The sequence below is a fragment of the Bacillus sp. 16GRE42 genome, from assembly GCF_019837435.1.
Lineage (GTDB): Bacteria > Bacillota > Bacilli > Bacillales > Bacillaceae_G > Bacillus_A > Bacillus_A wiedmannii.
Genome location: NZ_JADAXF010000004.1, coordinates 356253 through 374724 on the forward strand (window position 1 = coordinate 356253; position 18472 = coordinate 374724).

Annotated in this window: 25 protein-coding genes; 2 read left to right on the forward strand and 23 right to left on the reverse strand. The window is 38.4% G+C overall.

What is annotated here, in order from left to right; genetic code table 11:
- Nucleotides 1-2 precede the first annotated feature (2 nt).
- The 19 genes from ILS93_RS22285 to ILS93_RS22375 form a co-directional block, all read right to left on the reverse strand.
- Entirely contained in the window at nucleotides 3-656 is a 654-nt protein-coding gene (locus ILS93_RS22285; protein ID WP_222661287.1) for a DUF975 family protein, read from the reverse strand.
- Nucleotides 657-703: 47 nt separating this feature from the next.
- Nucleotides 704-1486, reverse strand: coding sequence for a DUF975 family protein (locus ILS93_RS22290; RefSeq protein WP_088047736.1), 783 nt, complete (start codon nucleotides 1484-1486; stop codon nucleotides 704-706).
- Nucleotides 1487-1615: 129 nt separating this feature from the next.
- Entirely contained in the window at nucleotides 1616-2017 is a 402-nt protein-coding gene (atpC, locus tag ILS93_RS22295) for a F0F1 ATP synthase subunit epsilon (protein ID WP_000847214.1), read from the reverse strand.
- Nucleotides 2018-2037: 20 nt separating this feature from the next.
- Nucleotides 2038-3447 (reverse strand): F0F1 ATP synthase subunit beta, encoded by a 1410-nt coding sequence (gene atpD / locus ILS93_RS22300; RefSeq protein WP_002113041.1) that lies wholly within the window; start codon nucleotides 3445-3447, stop codon nucleotides 2038-2040.
- 240 nt (nucleotides 3448-3687) lie between these two features.
- Entirely contained in the window at nucleotides 3688-4548 is an 861-nt protein-coding gene (gene atpG, locus ILS93_RS22305; protein WP_000157696.1) for a F0F1 ATP synthase subunit gamma, read from the reverse strand.
- A gap of 291 nt (nucleotides 4549-4839) precedes the next feature.
- Nucleotides 4840-6348, reverse strand: coding sequence for a F0F1 ATP synthase subunit alpha (gene atpA / locus ILS93_RS22310; protein ID WP_000027511.1), 1509 nt, complete (start codon nucleotides 6346-6348; stop codon nucleotides 4840-4842).
- Between the two features lie 11 nt (nucleotides 6349-6359).
- Nucleotides 6360-6902, reverse strand: coding sequence for a F0F1 ATP synthase subunit delta (gene atpH, locus ILS93_RS22315; RefSeq protein WP_046960138.1), 543 nt, complete (start codon nucleotides 6900-6902; stop codon nucleotides 6360-6362).
- The gene (gene atpF / locus ILS93_RS22320; RefSeq protein ID WP_001142625.1) at nucleotides 6899-7405 is read right to left on the reverse strand and encodes a F0F1 ATP synthase subunit B; all 507 of its coding nucleotides are present in this window, start codon (nucleotides 7403-7405) and stop codon (nucleotides 6899-6901) included. Before atpF ends, atpH begins: the two co-directional genes overlap by 4 nt.
- A 129-nt stretch (nucleotides 7406-7534) precedes the next feature.
- Nucleotides 7535-7753: a F0F1 ATP synthase subunit C gene (gene atpE, locus ILS93_RS22325; protein WP_000052064.1), complete on the reverse strand. Its 219-nt coding sequence runs from the start codon at nucleotides 7751-7753 to the stop codon at nucleotides 7535-7537.
- Between the two features lie 56 nt (nucleotides 7754-7809).
- Complete coding sequence (gene atpB, locus ILS93_RS22330; protein ID WP_000399874.1) at nucleotides 7810-8529, reverse strand: F0F1 ATP synthase subunit A; 720 nt, start codon at nucleotides 8527-8529, stop codon at nucleotides 7810-7812.
- 7 nt (nucleotides 8530-8536) lie between these two features.
- Complete coding sequence (locus tag ILS93_RS22335; RefSeq protein ID WP_000567600.1) at nucleotides 8537-8929, reverse strand: ATP synthase subunit I; 393 nt, start codon at nucleotides 8927-8929, stop codon at nucleotides 8537-8539.
- Nucleotides 8929-9153: an AtpZ/AtpI family protein gene (locus tag ILS93_RS22340; RefSeq protein ID WP_001171220.1), complete on the reverse strand. Its 225-nt coding sequence runs from the start codon at nucleotides 9151-9153 to the stop codon at nucleotides 8929-8931. The genes ILS93_RS22335 and ILS93_RS22340 overlap by 1 nt, the downstream gene beginning before the upstream one ends.
- Nucleotides 9154-9179: 26 nt before the next feature.
- Entirely contained in the window at nucleotides 9180-9293 is a 114-nt protein-coding gene (locus tag ILS93_RS22345; RefSeq protein ID WP_075309829.1) for a DUF4024 domain-containing protein, read from the reverse strand.
- 371 nt (nucleotides 9294-9664) lie between these two features.
- Nucleotides 9665-10294 carry a uracil phosphoribosyltransferase gene (upp, locus tag ILS93_RS22350; protein ID WP_000517539.1) on the reverse strand — a complete coding sequence of 210 codons (630 nt, stop codon included), beginning with the start codon at nucleotides 10292-10294 and terminating at the stop codon, nucleotides 9665-9667.
- A 271-nt stretch (nucleotides 10295-10565) separates the two neighbouring features.
- Nucleotides 10566-11807, reverse strand: coding sequence for a serine hydroxymethyltransferase (glyA, locus tag ILS93_RS22355; protein ID WP_064476109.1), 1242 nt, complete (start codon nucleotides 11805-11807; stop codon nucleotides 10566-10568).
- A 253-nt stretch (nucleotides 11808-12060) separates the two neighbouring features.
- Nucleotides 12061-12678 carry a TIGR01440 family protein gene (locus tag ILS93_RS22360; protein ID WP_098101704.1) on the reverse strand — a complete coding sequence of 206 codons (618 nt, stop codon included), beginning with the start codon at nucleotides 12676-12678 and terminating at the stop codon, nucleotides 12061-12063.
- Nucleotides 12679-12699: 21 nt separating this feature from the next.
- Nucleotides 12700-13143, reverse strand: a complete 444-nt coding sequence (gene rpiB / locus ILS93_RS22365; protein WP_000869917.1) for a ribose 5-phosphate isomerase B — start codon at nucleotides 13141-13143, stop codon at nucleotides 12700-12702.
- 96 nt (nucleotides 13144-13239) lie between these two features.
- Nucleotides 13240-13680 carry a low molecular weight protein arginine phosphatase gene (locus ILS93_RS22370; RefSeq protein ID WP_064476106.1) on the reverse strand — a complete coding sequence of 147 codons (441 nt, stop codon included), beginning with the start codon at nucleotides 13678-13680 and terminating at the stop codon, nucleotides 13240-13242.
- Between the two features lie 247 nt (nucleotides 13681-13927).
- On the reverse strand, nucleotides 13928-14425 hold the full coding sequence (locus tag ILS93_RS22375) for a PTS sugar transporter subunit IIA (protein WP_000473649.1): 498 nt from the start codon (nucleotides 14423-14425) through the stop codon (nucleotides 13928-13930).
- Between the two features lie 386 nt (nucleotides 14426-14811).
- Here ILS93_RS22375 and ILS93_RS22380 point away from each other — a divergent pair, with 386 nt between their 5' ends.
- Together ILS93_RS22380 and ILS93_RS22385 are read left to right on the forward strand one after the other, a co-directional pair.
- A complete protein-coding gene (locus tag ILS93_RS22380; RefSeq protein ID WP_064476105.1) occupies nucleotides 14812-15198 on the forward strand; it encodes a DoxX family protein in 387 nt (128 codons plus the stop codon).
- A 159-nt stretch (nucleotides 15199-15357) separates the two neighbouring features.
- Nucleotides 15358-15969, forward strand: coding sequence for a flavin reductase family protein (locus tag ILS93_RS22385; protein WP_064476104.1), 612 nt, complete (start codon nucleotides 15358-15360; stop codon nucleotides 15967-15969).
- A 316-nt stretch (nucleotides 15970-16285) separates the two neighbouring features.
- Here the strand turns inward: ILS93_RS22385 and ILS93_RS22390 are convergent, their stop codons facing one another.
- From ILS93_RS22390 to ILS93_RS22400, 4 genes are all read right to left on the reverse strand, one after another.
- Nucleotides 16286-16564 carry a DUF3935 domain-containing protein gene (locus tag ILS93_RS22390; protein ID WP_064476103.1) on the reverse strand — a complete coding sequence of 93 codons (279 nt, stop codon included), beginning with the start codon at nucleotides 16562-16564 and terminating at the stop codon, nucleotides 16286-16288.
- 81 nt (nucleotides 16565-16645) lie between these two features.
- Nucleotides 16646-16777 carry a hypothetical protein gene (locus ILS93_RS28760; protein ID WP_255299896.1) on the reverse strand — a complete coding sequence of 44 codons (132 nt, stop codon included), beginning with the start codon at nucleotides 16775-16777 and terminating at the stop codon, nucleotides 16646-16648.
- A gap of 19 nt (nucleotides 16778-16796) precedes the next feature.
- A complete protein-coding gene (locus tag ILS93_RS22395; protein ID WP_064476102.1) occupies nucleotides 16797-17345 on the reverse strand; it encodes a manganese efflux pump MntP in 549 nt (182 codons plus the stop codon).
- Between the two features lie 74 nt (nucleotides 17346-17419).
- Nucleotides 17420-18463 carry an L-threonylcarbamoyladenylate synthase gene (locus ILS93_RS22400; RefSeq protein ID WP_064476101.1) on the reverse strand — a complete coding sequence of 348 codons (1044 nt, stop codon included), beginning with the start codon at nucleotides 18461-18463 and terminating at the stop codon, nucleotides 17420-17422.
- Nucleotides 18464-18472: the final 9 nt, after the last annotated feature.

Below are 18472 nucleotides of genomic sequence, written 5' to 3' on the forward strand. Positions count from 1 at the left end.
TTTTATAGTGTGGGAATTGTTTTCTCGTAATACTCCTCTGCAATTTCTTCATAAAAGGCTGCTGACGTCGTATAAAAATATGAAATTAGCCATAAGAATCCAATCCCGAGTGTAATACAACTTAATATAAACCAACCAATAAAACTTAAACATAAAATGAAATACTCCATCTTATGTCCATCCATCATACGACGGCTTTCTGTAATAGCTTGATTTATGGAATACTCAGGATGATCATTTATTATAAAGTACGTCATCGCATAAGAAAATGATTTAATAATGCCTGGAATAATAAATAGTAAAAACCATAAGAAGATATAAATGTTCACTACTATATATAATAAAAATGACTTTATAAACTTACTTCCTTCTGTAAACCATCTGAATATATGCCCAATACGCGCTTCTTTTTCACGAATGATATGCAGAGCTAAATAATAACCACCTAGCGTTAATGGACCTACCATCAATATTGTAATAACGTCTATTGAAAGTGAGTTATTTACTTCTTTCCAATCCCAAAATTGAGAGAAAATGAAATCAATACTAAAACTAAAAGCTGAAATAAGAATCGAAATCAGTAATGTTGCCCCGACAGCTAATCCCCATTTCCCTTCTAATGAATCTAACGCTTCTCCTTTTAAATCACTAATCATATTCTTCCTCCTATACGTAATAACTCTATTAGTATAGCATGTTCCTACTACAATTCAGCTTTTGAAAGATAGCGATAAAAATGCGCTGTCGTTGTACTCATATACGGGCTAAGCCAAAGAAATCCTATTCCGAGTGTAAGAATCGCTAAAATTGCCCAACCTATAAAACTCAGCCACAACAAAAATAAATCTAATTTGTGCCCCTTCATAAGACGCTTACTTTCTTTCATTGCCTGTGACACACTATACTCTGGATTTTCAACCATAACATAGTACGTCATCGCATAAGAAAAGTACATCACAATCATACCAACAATTGAAATAGCTAATAGTACAAAGAAAGCAATAGCAAAAGACGTATTTCCTTCTTCACCAAAAAATACAAATAAGGCTACTAGCAACATCGGGATCCATGTACCTGTATATAACAAAATCGCAAGCATTGCCCACATTGTTTTCATCATTCTTTTAAAGCCCCGAAATCCTTCGAATAAGTGATCTACTTTAGCACTTTCTCGTTTACTAATCTGTAAAAACACATTTGTATAACCGTATGATGTAATCCCATACGATGCGTTACTCAAAATTATTATGATGCAATAAAAAATACCAAATGTAATACCTGCTCCAATTGATATTGTTTCCTCTTCAAGTGAACCTGTGAAACCAGCAAATAGTAAAAATATAATAACTCCTGGAATTAAAAGTATAAGCATTGCAGCCATTGAAACAACATAACTTAAAATAAAATATAAAATCGTTGATCCAACACCTAGTCCCCATTTTCCCTTTAAAGAGTGCAACGCTTCTCGTTTCATTTCACCGATCATTTATTCATCCCCTTTATAAATTGTTGTACATTCTCTACTTATACAAGCATCAATATAATTATACCATTTTTGTAAAATTATCCATAAACTCCATAAAAAATCCGTAAAGGCAAAGCCTTTACGGATTTTTTATTTCATATCAGAAACGTTTAAACGGTTCACGGCACGTTGTAATGCCATTTCTGCACGTTTAAAGTCAACATGTGCTTGTTTATCTTGCATACGTTGTTCAGCGCGACGCTTCGCTTCATTTGCACGATGGATATCGATATGGTTTGCTTCTTCAGCAGATGATGATAATACAGTTACTTTATCCGGACGAACTTCGATAAAGCCACCGCTTACTGCTACATAATCAGTGTGTCCACCATTTTTCAGACGAACTGCACTAATTTTTAATGGTGCAACAGTTGGAATGTGACCTGGTAAGATCCCCATTTCCCCACTCTCTGCTTTTACGCTTACCATTTCTACTTCTTTTTCGTAAACCGGTCCATCAGGAGTTACAATACTGACTGGAAATGTCTTCATAATTCGTCCCTCCTAAGGCCTTACGCCATCATTTTCTTCGCGTTTTCAATAACTTCTTCAATACTACCTACAAGACGGAATGCATCTTCTGGAAGGTCATCATATTTTCCTTCTAGAATTTCTTTAAATCCGCTAACTGTATTTTTTACAGGTACGTAAGAACCTTTTTGACCTGTAAACTGCTCAGCTACGTGGAAGTTTTGAGATAAGAAGAATTGAATACGACGAGCACGATGTACAACTAACTTATCTTCTTCAGATAACTCATCCATACCTAAGATAGCGATGATATCTTGAAGCTCTTTATAACGCTGTAAAGTTTGCTGTACTTGACGAGCTACTTCATAATGCTCTTCTCCTACGATTTCTGGAGAAAGTGCACGAGATGTAGATGCTAATGGATCTACGGCTGGGTAAATACCCATTTGTGTTAAACGACGCTCTAAGTTTGTTGTTGCATCTAAGTGAGCGAACGTTGTAGCTGGTGCTGGATCCGTATAGTCATCGGCTGGTACATATACCGCTTGGATAGACGTGATAGATCCTTTATTTGTAGATGTAATACGCTCTTGTAATTGACCCATTTCTGTTGCAAGTGTTGGTTGGTAACCTACCGCAGATGGCATACGACCAAGAAGGGCAGATACTTCAGAACCTGCTTGCGTGAAACGGAAGATGTTATCGATGAACAGAAGTACGTCTTGTCCTTGCTCATCACGGAAATGCTCAGCCATTGTTAAACCGGTTAATGCAACACGTTGACGTGCTCCAGGTGGCTCATTCATTTGTCCGAATACCATCGCAGTTTTCTTAATTACGCCAGAATCGCTCATTTCGTGGTATAAGTCATTACCCTCACGAGTACGCTCACCTACACCAGCGAATACAGAGATACCACCGTGTTCTTGTGCGATGTTGTTAATTAATTCCTGAATTAATACCGTTTTACCTACACCGGCACCACCGAATAGACCGATTTTACCACCCTTAATGTAAGGAGCAAGTAAGTCTACTACTTTAATACCAGTTTCAAGAATTTCTACTTTAGTAGATAATTCTTCGAATGCAGGTGCTTGACGGTGAATTGGATCACGACGTACATCGGCAGGAACCTCACCATCTAAGTCAATTGCATCACCTAATACGTTAAATACGCGACCAAGTGTTGCATCTCCAACTGGTACAGAGATTGCTTTACCAGTATCTTCTACTTCTGTACCACGAACAAGTCCGTCTGTGGAAGACATTGCAACTGTACGAACTGTATCATCACCTAAATGAAGTGCAACTTCAAATGTTAAGTTAATGCTTGCTCCGTTTTCGTTGCTTTGTTTTACCGTAAGGGCGTTGTAGATTTCTGGTAGCTTTCCGCCATCAAACTTAACGTCTACAACCGGACCCATGATTTGCGTAACGCGCCCTTTATTCATCGGGTTCCCTCCTAGCTTTCTTTTAATTAGCCAACTTGCTACGAGCAGTTAGCTTTTCATTTTTTATTGGTTTATAGCTTACGCGACTCTTTTGAAAGAGCCGCCTACGCTTTTATAGAATCTAGTTCCAGCGACTAGAACATTCGGTCATTTCGTGCCTTCCTGCGAGGCAAACTACGCCTCTTCGTCAGGAGCTCCAATGCCCTCTTGTTCTGGACGAGCCGCTTCCACTTTTTAATACTACTCTAACGCTGCTGCTCCACCAACGATTTCCGTAATTTCTTGCGTAATCGCTGCCTGACGCGCACGGTTGAATGAAAGTGTAAGTGAATCGATAACTTCCATTGCGTTGTCTGTAGCACTCTTCATTGCTGTCATACGCGCTGCGTGTTCACTTGCTTTACCGTCTAGTAATGCACCGTACACTAAGCTTTCTGCGTATTGTGGCAATAGTACTTTTAAAATTTCTTCTTCAGAAGGTTCGAATTCATAAGCTGTCGTCGGTTTGTCAGACGCCACATCAGTAAGCGGTAAAATTTTATTTTCCGTTACTTCTTGTGAAATTTTACTTACGTAATGGTTGTAGTAAATATACAGCTCATCATAAGCACCATCTGCAAACATCGCAATTGCTCGAGAAGCAAGATCTTTAATATCAGTAAATGATGGGTGGTCAGATAGTCCAACTACTTCATCAATGATGTTAAAGCCGCGACGTTTTAAATAATCACGTCCTAGTCGGCCAAGCACAATAATTGAATATTGGTTTGAATCCATATTATGACGTTCACGAATTACGTTACTTACTGTACGTAATACGTTACTGTTATAACCACCTGCTAGTCCGCGATCAGATGTAATAACGATGTACCCTGTACGCTTTACAGGACGCGCATTTAGCATCGGATGATTAATTCCTTTACTTCCTTGCGCAATGCTCGCTACTACTTCTTGAATCTTTTCCATATACGGAACGAAAGATTTAGCATTTTGCTCTGCACGGTTTAACTTAGATGCAGATACCATCTCCATCGCCTTCGTAATTTGACTCGTTTTCTTTGTCGAGTTAATCTTCGCTTTTATATCGCGTAAAGATGCCACAGGTTTTCACCACCTTTTTTCCGGAAGTTGGCACGATTAGTAAGAATTCTCTTCCTAATCTACGTTGCAAGATATTCTTGCTCATGATTGAAGGAAAAGAATAGGTGCACCTACTCTTTTCCTTTACATAACCGTCAGCAATCTCAAAACTTGAGATGCCTTTTATATATTATTATCTAGCTCCAGCGGCTTGAATGTTCGGTGGCTTCACTTCTTCCTACGAGGCAAAGACCGCCTCTTCGTCAGAAGCTCCATCCCCCTCACATTCAGGACGAGCCGCTTCCGCTTTTATTATTCAGAAGCTACGAATACTTTTTTAAATCCATTAATAGCTGCTGCAAATTTGTCGTCATCCGCAAGTTTCTTAGTTGTGCGGATTTCTTCTAATAAGTCAGTCGCATTAGAATCTAACCAAGCATGGAATTCTTCTTCGAAACGAGTGATATCTACTACTGGGATATCATCTAGGAATCCACGTGTTAAAGCGTAAAGAATGATAACTTGTTTCTCTACACGTAATGGTTTGTGTAATCCTTGTTTTAATACCTCAACAGTACGAGCACCACGGTTTAGTTTCGCTTGAGTTGCTTTATCAAGGTCAGAACCGAACTGAGCGAACGCTTCTAACTCACGGTAAGATGCAAGGTCAAGACGAAGTGTACCTGATACTTTACTCATTGCTTTAATCTGAGCAGATCCACCTACACGAGATACAGAAGTACCCGCATCGATCGCTGGACGTACGCCAGAGAAGAATAGGTCAGATTGTAAGAAGATTTGTCCATCCGTAATAGAAATTACGTTTGTTGGGATGTAAGCTGATACGTCCCCTGCTTGTGTTTCGATGAAAGGTAGTGCAGTTAAAGAACCGCCGCCTCTTGCATCACTTAATTTTGCTGCACGCTCTAATAAGCGAGAATGTAAGTAGAACACATCCCCTGGATATGCTTCACGACCTGGAGGACGACGTAATAGTAATGAAAGCTCGCGGTAAGCCGCTGCTTGTTTTGATAAGTCATCATATACTACTAATACGTGTTTACCATTGTACATGAACTCTTCACCCATTGTTACACCAGCATAAGCAGCTAAGTATAATAATGGAGCTGGTTGAGAAGCTGATGCAGTTACAACGATTGTGTAATCTAATGCACCGTGCTTACGTAGTGTTTCTACTACGTTACGTACAGTTGATTCTTTTTGTCCGATAGCTACATAGATACAAATCATATCTTCATCTTTTTGGTTAATGATTGTATCAAGCGCAACTGCTGTTTTACCTGTTTGACGGTCACCAATGATTAACTCACGTTGACCACGGCCAATTGGTACAAGAGCATCGATCGCTTTAATACCTGTTTGAAGTGGCTCATGAACAGATTTACGATCCATTACACCTGGTGCTGGACTTTCAATTGGACGAGTGTTTGTTGTATTGATTGGGCCTAAACCATCAACTGGTTGACCTAATGGGTTTACAACACGACCGATTAGTTCTTTTCCTACTGGTACTTGCATGATGCGACCAGTACGACGAACTTCGTCACCTTCACGAATTTCTGTGTAAGGTCCTAAAATAATGATACCTACGTTGTTTTCCTCTAAGTTTTGTGCTAGTCCCATAACGCCGTTAGAGAACTCTACAAGTTCACCAGCCATAACGTTATCAAGACCATGAGCACGCGCAATACCGTCACCAACTTGGATAACTGTACCAACATCACTAACTTCGATTTCAGACTGATAGTTCTCGATTTGTTGCTTTATCAGTGCGCTAATTTCTTCAGCTCTGATGCTCATGTGCTTCACCCCTATCTATTCTTCATTAATTCACGCTGAATACGTGCTAATTTTCCTTGTAAGCTTCCGTCGTAAATGCGATTTCCAATACGTACTTTAATGCCGCCTAGTAAATCTTCATCTACAACATTTTTTACGCGAATTGCATCTTTTCCCGTTCTCTTTGCAAATGCTTCTGCAATGTTAAGCTTCTCTTCTTCTGATAGAAGACGAGTAGAATATACAGTTGCGTCGGCTACGTTACGTTCTTCATTAGCAAGAACAACATATTCATCTGCAATTTCAGGTAAGATATCAATGCGTTTGTTATCAATTAAAATATATAACGTATTTAAAATAGATTCAGAAACAGATCCGAATACGTTTGCAAGAAACGTTTTCTTTTGTTCCTTTGAAATGTTCGGTTGCGTTAAAAAGCTATGTAGTTCTTCGTTCTTTACATAAACGTTTTGTACAAGGCGTAATTCCTCTTCAAACATTTCTAATACGTGTTTTTCTTTTGCAATTTTAAAAAGAGCGACAGCATAACGTTTTGCTACAATCCCATTGCTCATCGCGCTTCTCCTACTTCTTTAATATAATCGCGAATTAACTTAACTTGATCTTCTTCTTTTAATTCTTTTTCAATTACTTTAGAAGCAATTTGAACAGATAAAGAAGCGACTTGTTCTTGTAAAGCAGCAATCGCTTGCTCTTTTTCGCGTTGAATTTCTTGTACAGCAGATGCTTTAATTGATTCTGCTTCTTCTTTCGCAGCAGCAACAATAACATCTTTTTGATCTACAGCTTGTTTTTTCGCTCTTTCGATTAACTCTTGTGCTTCAACACGCGATTGTTTTAACATTTCACGTTGTTCTTCTACTAATTTCTTCGCTTCAGCGTTACTTCTTTCTGCAGCGTCGATTTCATTAGTAACATGCTCTTCACGTTCTTTCATAATTCCCATTAAAGGACCCCACGCAAATTTGCGTAGCATTACTAATAGAAGTAAGAAAATGAACAATGTATAAGCAATCGTTCCAAATGGAATGGAAGCCCCTAATAATAAAGTTGGCACAAGGATTCACTCCCTTCAAAATATCTAAATTGATCATATGAAAAAAAAAGACATACGTTTCGTTCATAAAGCAATGGCGAAGAAAGTTCGGAAAAACACTCTTCGCCATCTATGTAAGGGGAGTCTCCCTTATTTGTTCATTACGATGAATGCAATAACTACACCGATGATTGGAAGTGCCTCAACTAAAGCAACCCCGATGAACATAATTGTTTGAAGCGCGCCTTTTAATTCTGGTTGACGAGCAACACCTTCGATTGTACGTGATACGATAAGACCGTTACCAATACCTGCACCTAATGCTGATAAACCAATTGCAATTGCAGCTGCGATTACACCTAAACTCATTTAATTTGTCCTCCTTTGTATTATAAAAAAATAATTTTTTTCTTACTTAAATTATATTAATGGTCATGGCTTACTTTATGAGCCATATAAACCATCGTTAACATAACGAAAATAAATGACTGGATTGATCCAACGAATACACTGAATCCCATCCATGCTAACATTGGTACAAGCGCACCTAATGCTCCGAGGAACGATGCCCCGCCTAACTTAGCAAGTAATCCTAATAAGATCTCACCTGCATAAATGTTACCGAATAAACGAAGACCTAACGTTAATGTGTTAGCAAACTCCTCAATAACCTTTAATGGGAATAAGAATTTCATAGGTTGGAAATAACCTTTTACGTATTCTTTCGTACCCTTCATCTTAATTCCATAATAATGGGTGAGGGTAACTACCATCACGGCTAATGTTAATGCAACTGCTGGATCAGACGTTGGTGATCTCCACCATGCAATATGTTCGCCAGCCTCAACTGTTGAATACATGAATGGTAAACCAAGGAAGTTCGATACGATGATAAACATGATAAGCGTAACGCCAAGCGTTAAGAAACGTCCACCTGTTTTCCAGTCCATCGTACTATTGATAATCCCTTTCACGAAGTCAAACACCCATTCCATGAAGTTTTGCATCCCGGTTGGGCGAAGGGCTAAACTGCGAGTTCCAATAACAGCGATTAAGAAAACAATAACTGCTGCTACAGTAACCATCATAACTGATGACAAATCGAACGTTAAACCTAGAAATTCAACTAATTTACCGTGTTCCACTAGTAATTCACCTCTCTTCCCTGCTCTTATACTCTAAATAAAGAAAATCTATGATCATGACAAGGTATCCTGTCAGCAATCCTACACCTAGGCCCCACATCGCAATTAACTCTTGATATTTGGCTGCAAATAAAATTAATAATCCAATCGTGGCGAATCTCGAATATGTACTTACTGCTGTCGCCTTAAATTTTACGTTTTCTCCATTTGTTACGCGATCCAACAGCTTGTCTGTTCTACGTGCAATGATGCGCAAACTAAGAAAACTGAAAATCGTTCCGATAATCAGCCCAAGAAATACATCCTTGTAAGAGGTGAATCCCCATCCTAGCACTAGAAGCGCAAGCAAGTAGTACATATATTTCTTTTGTCTTTGGACAAGTCCATGTACGTCTATCATCATTGCTCTCCCGAATAGTAATGTCGAATGAGTCGAATCATTGCGTATATCCCTGTTCCTAATCCGAGTAATAACCCTATAATAAGAAACAATGGAAACGTTCCAACCTTACTATCAATCCACTGCCCACCAAAGATTCCAATAAGAATAGAACCGACTAACTGAGCAAGAATACCTGACATTAAAGCATAAGCTTTTATATGGCTGCGATCGTTTTTTTGCAAGGATTCATCCCTCCAATATGTAACCCTCATTCACGATGTATTAATAATAACTCATTTTTTTGCATAAATCCTATACAAAATAAAAAGTTTACATTTTCGTCACGGAATAGATGTATTTTTGTCACTGAAAGCCCTACCATCTATCCCCGTTGTTAGCATACAATAGGGTATTAACAGTGTCAACGAGAAATCGTAAAAAATCAAAAAATTTGAGTATTAGTCATTTCCTCCCAAAAATGAAAACGTTCCCCTTCTAAATACTGGTTAGAGATATGCAATTTCTAACAGTTTTCTCTTTATAATAGAAGGAAATGTTCACAAGTTTGTCACTATTATATTTTTAAGATATAACGCTTTCCTTCCATAATATAGTGCTCTTTAGACGTAAGACTTCTATATTATATGTGATGTGTATGCAACTTATGTTGTATATACTATGTATATTTATCCCCCCTCCCCTACCTCATCAAGGTACAAAAAAACGAGAGGGAACCCCCTCTCGTCAGTTGTCTTACTTCGTTCCGAATAAACGGTCACCAGCATCACCAAGACCTGGTACTACATATCCGTGGTCATTTAATTTCTCATCTAATGCTGCTACATAAATATCAACATCAGGATGTTCTTCTTGTACTACTTTTACTCCTTCTGGAGCTGCAACGATACACATTAATTTAATTTGTTTTGCACCGCGCTTTTTCAGAGAGTTAATTGCTTCAGCTGCAGAACCACCTGTTGCTAGCATCGGATCTAGTACGATGAAGTCACGCTCTTCTACATCCGTTGGAAGTTTCACATAGTATTCTACCGGTTGCAATGTTTTAGGGTCGCGGTATAAACCAACGTGCCCTACTTTTGCTGCTGGAATTAATTTCAGAATTCCATCAACCATTCCTAAACCTGCACGTAAAATCGGAATTAAACCAAGCTTTTTACCAGCGATCACTTTTGTTGTCGCTTTGCTTACAGGTGTTTCAATCTCAATGTCTTTAAGTGGAAGATCGCGAGTAATTTCGAAAGCCATTAAACTTGCTACTTCGTCCACTAATTCACGAAAATCTTTCGTGCCTGTATTCTTATCGCGAATATATGTAATCTTATGTTGAATTAACGGGTGATCAAATACATACAGTTTTCCCATGTGAATCTCTCCTTTAGATGATATTCATGCGTTTGCACGCTTTTTTACACTATTTACGATTGTAAAGAAAACGCTACTAATATTCAAGGGCAAATTTGGCAAAATCATGATTTTACGATGAATCTATCTAGTATCTTTACCAATTATGGGAGCTGTATCCTTCATTATATCGCCAAAATTTATTCATCATTTGTATACATACTTAAAGAACAATATATGTCCAAAAAAAAACTGCCAAAACAATTACGTCTCAGCAGCCTTCTTTCATCTATTATAGGTCTGTGTACATTGGGAATTTGCTCGTTAACGCTTCTACACGCTTACTTGCTTCTTCTAATGCAGCTTCATTTTCATGATTTTTTAATGTATAAGCAATAAGTGACGCAATTTCATCCATGTCTTCTAAACCGAAACCACGAGATGTTACAGCTGCCGTACCGATACGTACACCGCTTGTTACAAATGGGCTTGCTGTTTCAAATGGAATTGTATTTTTGTTCACTGTAATACCAACTTCATCTAATACGTGCTCTGCTACTTTACCTGTGATTTCTAAGTTACGAACATCGATCAGGATTAAATGATTGTCTGTTCCACCAGAAACAAGTGTAAGTCCTTCTTTTTGAAGACCTTCAGCTAAGCGGTTCGCATTATTAATGATATTTTGTGCATATGTTTTAAACTCATCTTGTAGTGTCTCACCAAATGCAACAGCTTTTGCAGCGATTACGTGCATAAGTGGACCACCTTGAATACCAGGGAAGATTGATTTATCAATTTGTTTTGCAAATTGCTCTTCACATAAAATCATACCACCACGTGGACCACGTAATGTTTTATGTGTTGTCGTTGTAACGAAATGTGCGTGTGGTACTGGGTTTGGATGTAAACCAGCAGCTACTAAACCAGCGATATGTGCCATATCAACCATAAAGTATGCACCCACTTCATCTGCAATCTCACGGAATCGTTTGAAATCGATAACACGAGGATATGCACTTGCACCTGCAACGATTAATTTTGGTTTATGTTCTTTCGCTTTTGCTAATACATCATCGTAATTAATACGGTGAGATTCAGCATCCACGCCATATTCTACGAAATTATATTGTACTCCACTGAAGTTAACAGGGCTTCCGTGTGTTAAGTGACCACCATGAGATAAATTCATACCAAGTACTGTATCGCCTTGCTCTAAAATCGTAAAGTATACTGCCATGTTCGCTTGTGCACCAGAATGTGGTTGAACATTTACATGCTCTGCACCAAAGATTTCTTTCGCGCGATCACGTGCGATATCTTCCACTACGTCTACGTGCTCACAGCCACCATAGTAACGTTTTCCAGGATATCCCTCAGCATACTTATTCGTTAAAACAGAACCTTGCGCCTCCATTACTGCTTCACTTACGAAGTTTTCCGAAGCAATTAACTCAATCTTTGAACGCTGTCTTCCTAGTTCTGCCTCAATTGCAGCAAATACCTTTTCATCTTGACGTTTTAAATGATTCACCAAAATCCCCCTTTTCTGAACGAATTACATCGATTCCCAATAGTTTTTTCTCATTTATTCAGAAAAAACGAAAATTCAGGTTGTAATTCTTTCGAACCTTCATGTTTTCAACTACATTCTAACATGACTTTCTATATCATAAAAGAAAAAAAAGACCGAAAATCGGTCTTTTCTTTCTTCTATTATAAAGTCAGACTACATACCTTTTATCTTTCGATATAAAGCCATTATGCGACTTTATAATTTTTTATGTCTAACGGCAAGTGATAGTCTCTTCCTTCGCCGCATAAACAGCACGTGCTCCACCAATTAGTTTTCCACGTGTTGTTGCCATCGTTACATGCGCACTTCCAATTTCCTTCACACCTGTACGAACCGGAACAGCTACATGCTTTAAATGCATACCGATAAATGTATCACCAATATCCATTCCTGCATCTGCTTTAATAAACTCAATTACTACCGGATCTTTCAAATTGTGATACGCATATGTTGCTAATGCACCACCTGCTGATCTAACAGGCGTAACTGTTACAATTTCAAATTGATATTTCATCGCTAACTCTCTCTCAACTACTAAAGCACGGTTTAAATGCTCACAACATTGAAACGCCAACTCAATACCTGTTTGCTCTTGAAATTGTTTTAACTCAGAAAAAATCGCCTCTGCTACTTCCATCGTTCCTGATGTCCCAATTCTTTCTCCTAGCACTTCGCTCGTGCTACATCCCACTACAAAAATTTGACCACTTTGTAATGAAGCTTGTTCTTGGAAATCAGAAAGCGAAATTTGTAACTGTTCTCTTACCTTTACGATTTCTGTCATTACGCCTCTTCCTTTCACAGGTTGGTTCACCAAATTATATTTCATACTACTTCTAGTTAGAATCCATTACTTTGTTTCGTATGTTTTAATTTTTCCTACGCGGTTTTCATGACGACCACCTTCATAGTCAGTTGTTAACCAAATTTTTGCGATGTCACGTGCTAGACCTGCACCAATTACACGCTCGCCCATTGCTAACATGTTCGTATCATTATGCTCTCTCGTTGCTTTCGCACTGAAAGTATCATGAACTAATGCACAACGAATACCATTTACTTTGTTTGCTGCAATTGACATACCGATGCCTGTCCCACAAACTAAAATACCACGATCTACTTCGCCATTCGCTACCATTTCCGCTGCTGGAAACGCAAAATCAGGGTAATCAACAGAACCAGCTTCACATTCACAACCTAAATCAATATATTCAATATTTAACTCTTCTAATAAACTTACAAGTTCTTTACGGATATTCATACCGCCGTGATCAGATGCTACTACTACTTTCATTTTTACCCCTCCAAAGTTTCAATCAATTATCTTCATTTCTCACTCGTTACCTTAACGGAACGAAGTGATCTCCAATATCGTATTATACACGAAACATCAACCTTCTGAATGTTTTTTCAGTAAAGTTTGTACAAGTTTTTCCATCTCTTCTAACGTTTCTTTATAAATAGAAAGTGACCCGCCAAATGGGTCTGAAATATCCTTACTTATCCCCTCAGTTACTCCATATAATGTATCCACTTTCTTTTCAACACTCGGATAATGCCCAAGTACAATTTGCTTATGGTTTTCCGTCATTGTTACTACAATATCTGCCCAATCAATCAAAGCTTCATTTATCTGCTGCGAAGCATGATCGATTGTAATTCCCTTTTCAGCTAAAGCTTCCTTTGCATATATCGACGCATCACTTCCAGGATAGGCGAAAACACCAGCAGATTGCACTTCAAAATTACCTTCTCCATGATGACGAAGTAACGCCTCAGCCATCGGGCTACGGCATGTATTTCCAGTGCAAATAAATAACACTCGTTTCATCCAAACCCACCCCTTTTCTTCTTTTTCCTATCTTTCATCATAACGTACATAAGAATAGAACAAAAGAAATGTGAATATACGAAAGGCGCATTTCTCTTATATTTTTTCTAAGAAAAATGCGCCTTATCCACATATATGTGAAACCCTATTTCCAAGTGCCTAGAGTATTTTAACATACATAGCAAGCGTACTACAAAACAAAATAAGGAATCCATTTCATATGAAACGGACTCCTCTTATACAATAATTATTTCATTGTAACTTTCATTACTTCTGTTGAACCTTTTGTAGCTGTTACGCCTACAGTTGTTTTAATAGACTCAGCTGCATCTGTGTTTGTAATAACGATTGGAGTAATTGTACTTTTCGCTTTTTCACGGATTAATTCTAAGTCGAATGAGATTAATTTATCTCCAGCTTTTACAGCTTGGCCTTCAGAAACGTGAGCTTCGAAACCTTCGCCTTCCATTTTTACAGTTTCTAATCCAACGTGGATTAAAATTTCTGTACCGTTTTTCGCTTTAATTCCTACAGCATGTTTTGTGTGGAATAACTGTACGATTTCACCATCAACTGGAGATACAACTACACCTTCAGTAGGATCGATTGCAACACCTTCACCCATCATACGACCAGCGAATACTGGATCTGGTACTTCTTCAATATTTTTCACTGCTCCAGTTAATGGAGCTACGATTGTTTCTTCATTTGTTTTTGAACCAAAACCGAATAATTTTTTAAACATAGGATAGTCCTCCTCATAATTTACCTAAAAGTTTATAGGGCAATCCCTAGTAAAACCCGGGATACATGTAAGACTTCATACTTCGAATATTATACTGTAAAAACGCTTTCGAAATAAATTACGTCATTACTAATAGACTCTTATTGTAGCTCTTTGCAAAATTCCAGTCAATTCTGATTGTCTGAATAACAATAAGAAGTTAACTTCTACTTATATTTTCTCTTTTTTTACCCAACTTGTCTAGAGGTCTTTACTACATTTTTCTTTTTGTCGCTAATTTGTAAAATTATTTTCAAACTTTTTTCGAAATCCACTTGACTAAAGTAAGTAACTATTTTATTATTACTTACATAAGGTAAGTTAATAACTTTTAGGAGGTTTTTAAAATGATGGATATCGGTCTTCTTATTATTCGTCTTATTATAGGTATTACATTCATGGGTCATGGTGCTCAAAAACTATTTGGTTGGTTCGGCGGCTACGGTTTAAAGGGAACTGGCGGCTGGATGGAGTCAATTGGCTTACGCCCTGGTGTATTCATGGCATTTATGGCTGGCGCAACTGAATTATTAGGTGGTTTCTTATTCGCATCAGGTATATTCACTGCAATCGGTTCATTATTTATCGTTGGAACAATGTTAATGGCAATCTTCACTGTTCACGGAAAAAATGGTTACTGGATCACACAAAACGGATTTGAGTATAATTTAATGTTAATCGCTGTCGCTGTCGGAGTAGCTTTAATCGGACCTGGGGCATACGTTTTATTATAATTTTTACCTTGAATTCGAGATTATTTAGACGGAACTTACTTCAATCACAATGAAGTAAGTTCTTTTTATGTAATAAAAATATTATTTTCAGCAGGAGTTTTCCACTAACATCTTGTAAACAAACAATAAGTCGTCATATTTAGAAAGGGGATTTTACGCATGTTATCCATTAATCCAAATGAACAAACGGAAAAAGAGAATTACAAATTATTAACGGGAAGTATCATTCCACGCCCTGTCGCATTCGTTACTTCTGTAACAAAAGATGGCGTATTAAACGGAGCACCGTATAGCTATTTCAATATTGTCGCTGCTAATCCACCACTTATCTCAGTTTCTGTACAACGAAAAGCAGGAACACCGAAAGATACTTCTCGAAACGCAATCGAAAAGGGTGAGTTTGTCGTACATATTTCTGATGAATCTTACGTAGAAGCAATTAACGAAACAGCGGCTAACCTCCCGCCAAATGAGAGCGAAATTGAACTAGCAAAACTAACACCAATTGAAAGTGATGTTATCTCCGTTCCAGGTGTAAAAGAAGCCAATATTCGAATGGAGTGCATACTAGAACGCGCAATCCCTCTTGGCGGAACAGAAGAATCACCAGCTTGCGATCTACTAATCGGACGCGTCGTTCGTTTCCACGTCGCAGAACACCTATACGAAAACGGACGCATTCATGCAGAAGGACTAAAACCAGTAAGCCGCCTAGCAGGACACAACTACGCAAAACTAGGAGAACAATTTGAATTGGTGAGGCCAATTTAAAGGCAGAGGCGGCTCGTTCAGAATCGCAGGGCATTGGAGCTCTCGACCTTGAAGCGCTTTTTGCTTCGAGCGAGAGAGCGAAATGACCGGAGATTCTAGCCGCTGGAGCTGGATATCACACCCTAAAGGCGGAAGCGGCTCGTTCAGAATGAGAAGGGGATGGAGCTCCTGACGTAGAGGCGCTTTTTGCCTCGCAGGAAGGCGCGAAGCCACCGACCATTCTAACCGCTGGAACTGGATATATCCCCTAAAAGCGCAAGAGGCCCGTTCACTTCCATCACCTAAACATAACCCCCCGCTGAAAGCGGGGGATTTTTTATCGTAATTCTTCGTTCTTCTCCTCTAATGCCGGGAATTTCTCTTTTTTAGATCTACCAAGCTTTATTACAAAAAAATATAAGGAAAGTAACGTAATAAGGAAAACAATTAAAAACGGATACGGAGAATAAAAAGTACGCGCCGCCTCCGTTTTTCCCGCAACAAACTTCAATGACTCAATATCTAAAAACTCAGCAAACATTTGTACACCGAGCATACTAAACCAAAAAACAAAAAAACTAATAATAATACCAAAAACTTGCTTTAATCTCGTCATTCATCTCATCCTTTCTATATCTATAATTTTTTAGCGCAATCAGTATAGTATAAATAAAACTATGCACAGAAAGGAACTATCTTACCATTCGCGAATTAACTTCATCCAACCTAAAATTGAAATTTGCAAAATAATACCCCAAATAACAAGCCGTCTTAACCACTTAGGGAAAAAAGTTAAAAATCGAATATACCATTCCAATAATTTATTCATAACTCCCTCCTATTTAAAATTATATAGGAAAAAGGAGATATAATCCAAATCCAACGAGAATGATACCACCTACTATCTCGCCATATGTGCCGAGCATATCTTTCGCATGTCTACCAATTAATAAACCAATCCACGCTAATAACATACTAACAAATCCAAAAAGTAATATTGTAATAATTGTCTGCGCTCCGTAAATTCCAAGACTAAGACCTACTGAAAAACTATCTATACTAACGCCAAATGCAAATACGAATAAACTAATTCCGATAGGGGCCGTTCTAGTCTCTTCATTCTCCAAAACAGATGAATATACAATATAGAATCCTAGTCCAATTAATAAAATAGCACCTGCAAAATGTGCAATGTCTCCATACTGCTCTGATAAAAAGCGACCTAATACCATCCCTATAAATGGCATGATAATATGAAATATCCCTATCGTCATACCGATATACAGGATCTGTCTTCCCTTTAAGGTCATCATTCCCATACCAAGGCTCACCGAGAACGCATCCATCCCTAGGGCGAATGCCATAATTATTAAAGGTATTAGCTGTTCAAACGTCATTCATGTCCCTCCTCGGACGTGCTACTTCAAAATATGCTTATCCGAGGAGAAATATTCGGTTTGCTAATCGTACCTTATGATTCCGTAATAACCTGATGTCCTGCCGCTTTCGTTAAGCGATTCATAATGGCATTCCCTATTCCTTCATTCGGGAATGATTCACTAAAAATAACATCCACTTCACTTGCATCAAACGTTCTAAGTACATCATATAATTTAGTCGCAACGCTAGCTAAATCACTTCGAACACCACAAGACAATACAACATCCGCGCTATATACATGCTGATACTCTTCTGTCGTTAATACACCTACTTTAAACCCTTCTTCTTTCTTCTCATCCACAAGGCGTTGAATAAATTCACGTGAACCTTCTACAATACTCAGTGGCGCTTTCGGTGCATAATGTGTATATTTCATTCCAGGTGATTTCGGTTTTTCTTTCTCGTCCTTTAAAGCCGGATCTAAAGAAACAGTACCAATCACCTCTTCTAATTGTTCTTTCGTAATCCCACCTGGGCGTAATATCGTTGGAACAGCGCTCGTACAATCAATTACAGTCGATTCAACACCTACTCCCGTCGCACCACCATCTACAATACCTGCGATTTTCTCATTTAAATCTTCATATACGTGAGACGCTAACGTCGGACTTGGACGACCAGAACGATTCGCACTCGGTGCTGCAACAGGTACATTCGCCTCTTCAATAAGAGCAAGCGCTACTGGATGATCAGGCATTCTTACTCCAACCGTATTAAGTCCTGCCGTCACCTTCTCTGAAATTCCTTCTTTTCTAGGTAAAATAATTGTTAACGGACCTGGCCAAAAGTGCTCCATTAACTTCTCTGCAACTGGCGGGATTTCTTTCACAATCCCGTCCAACTGTGATTTTGTACCGATGTGGACAATCAGTGGATTATCACTCGGTCTTCCTTTCGCTTCAAAAATTTTCGCGATTGCTTCATCATTCATCGCGTTGGCGCCTAGTCCATATACCGTTTCTGTAGGGAAGGCAATCGCCTCGTTTTCCCTTAATAATTTTGCTGCTTCTTCTAACTGTGGATAATATTTTTTTCTTTCCACAACATTATCCACAACCCACATATTTGTATGCATTTTTTCCCA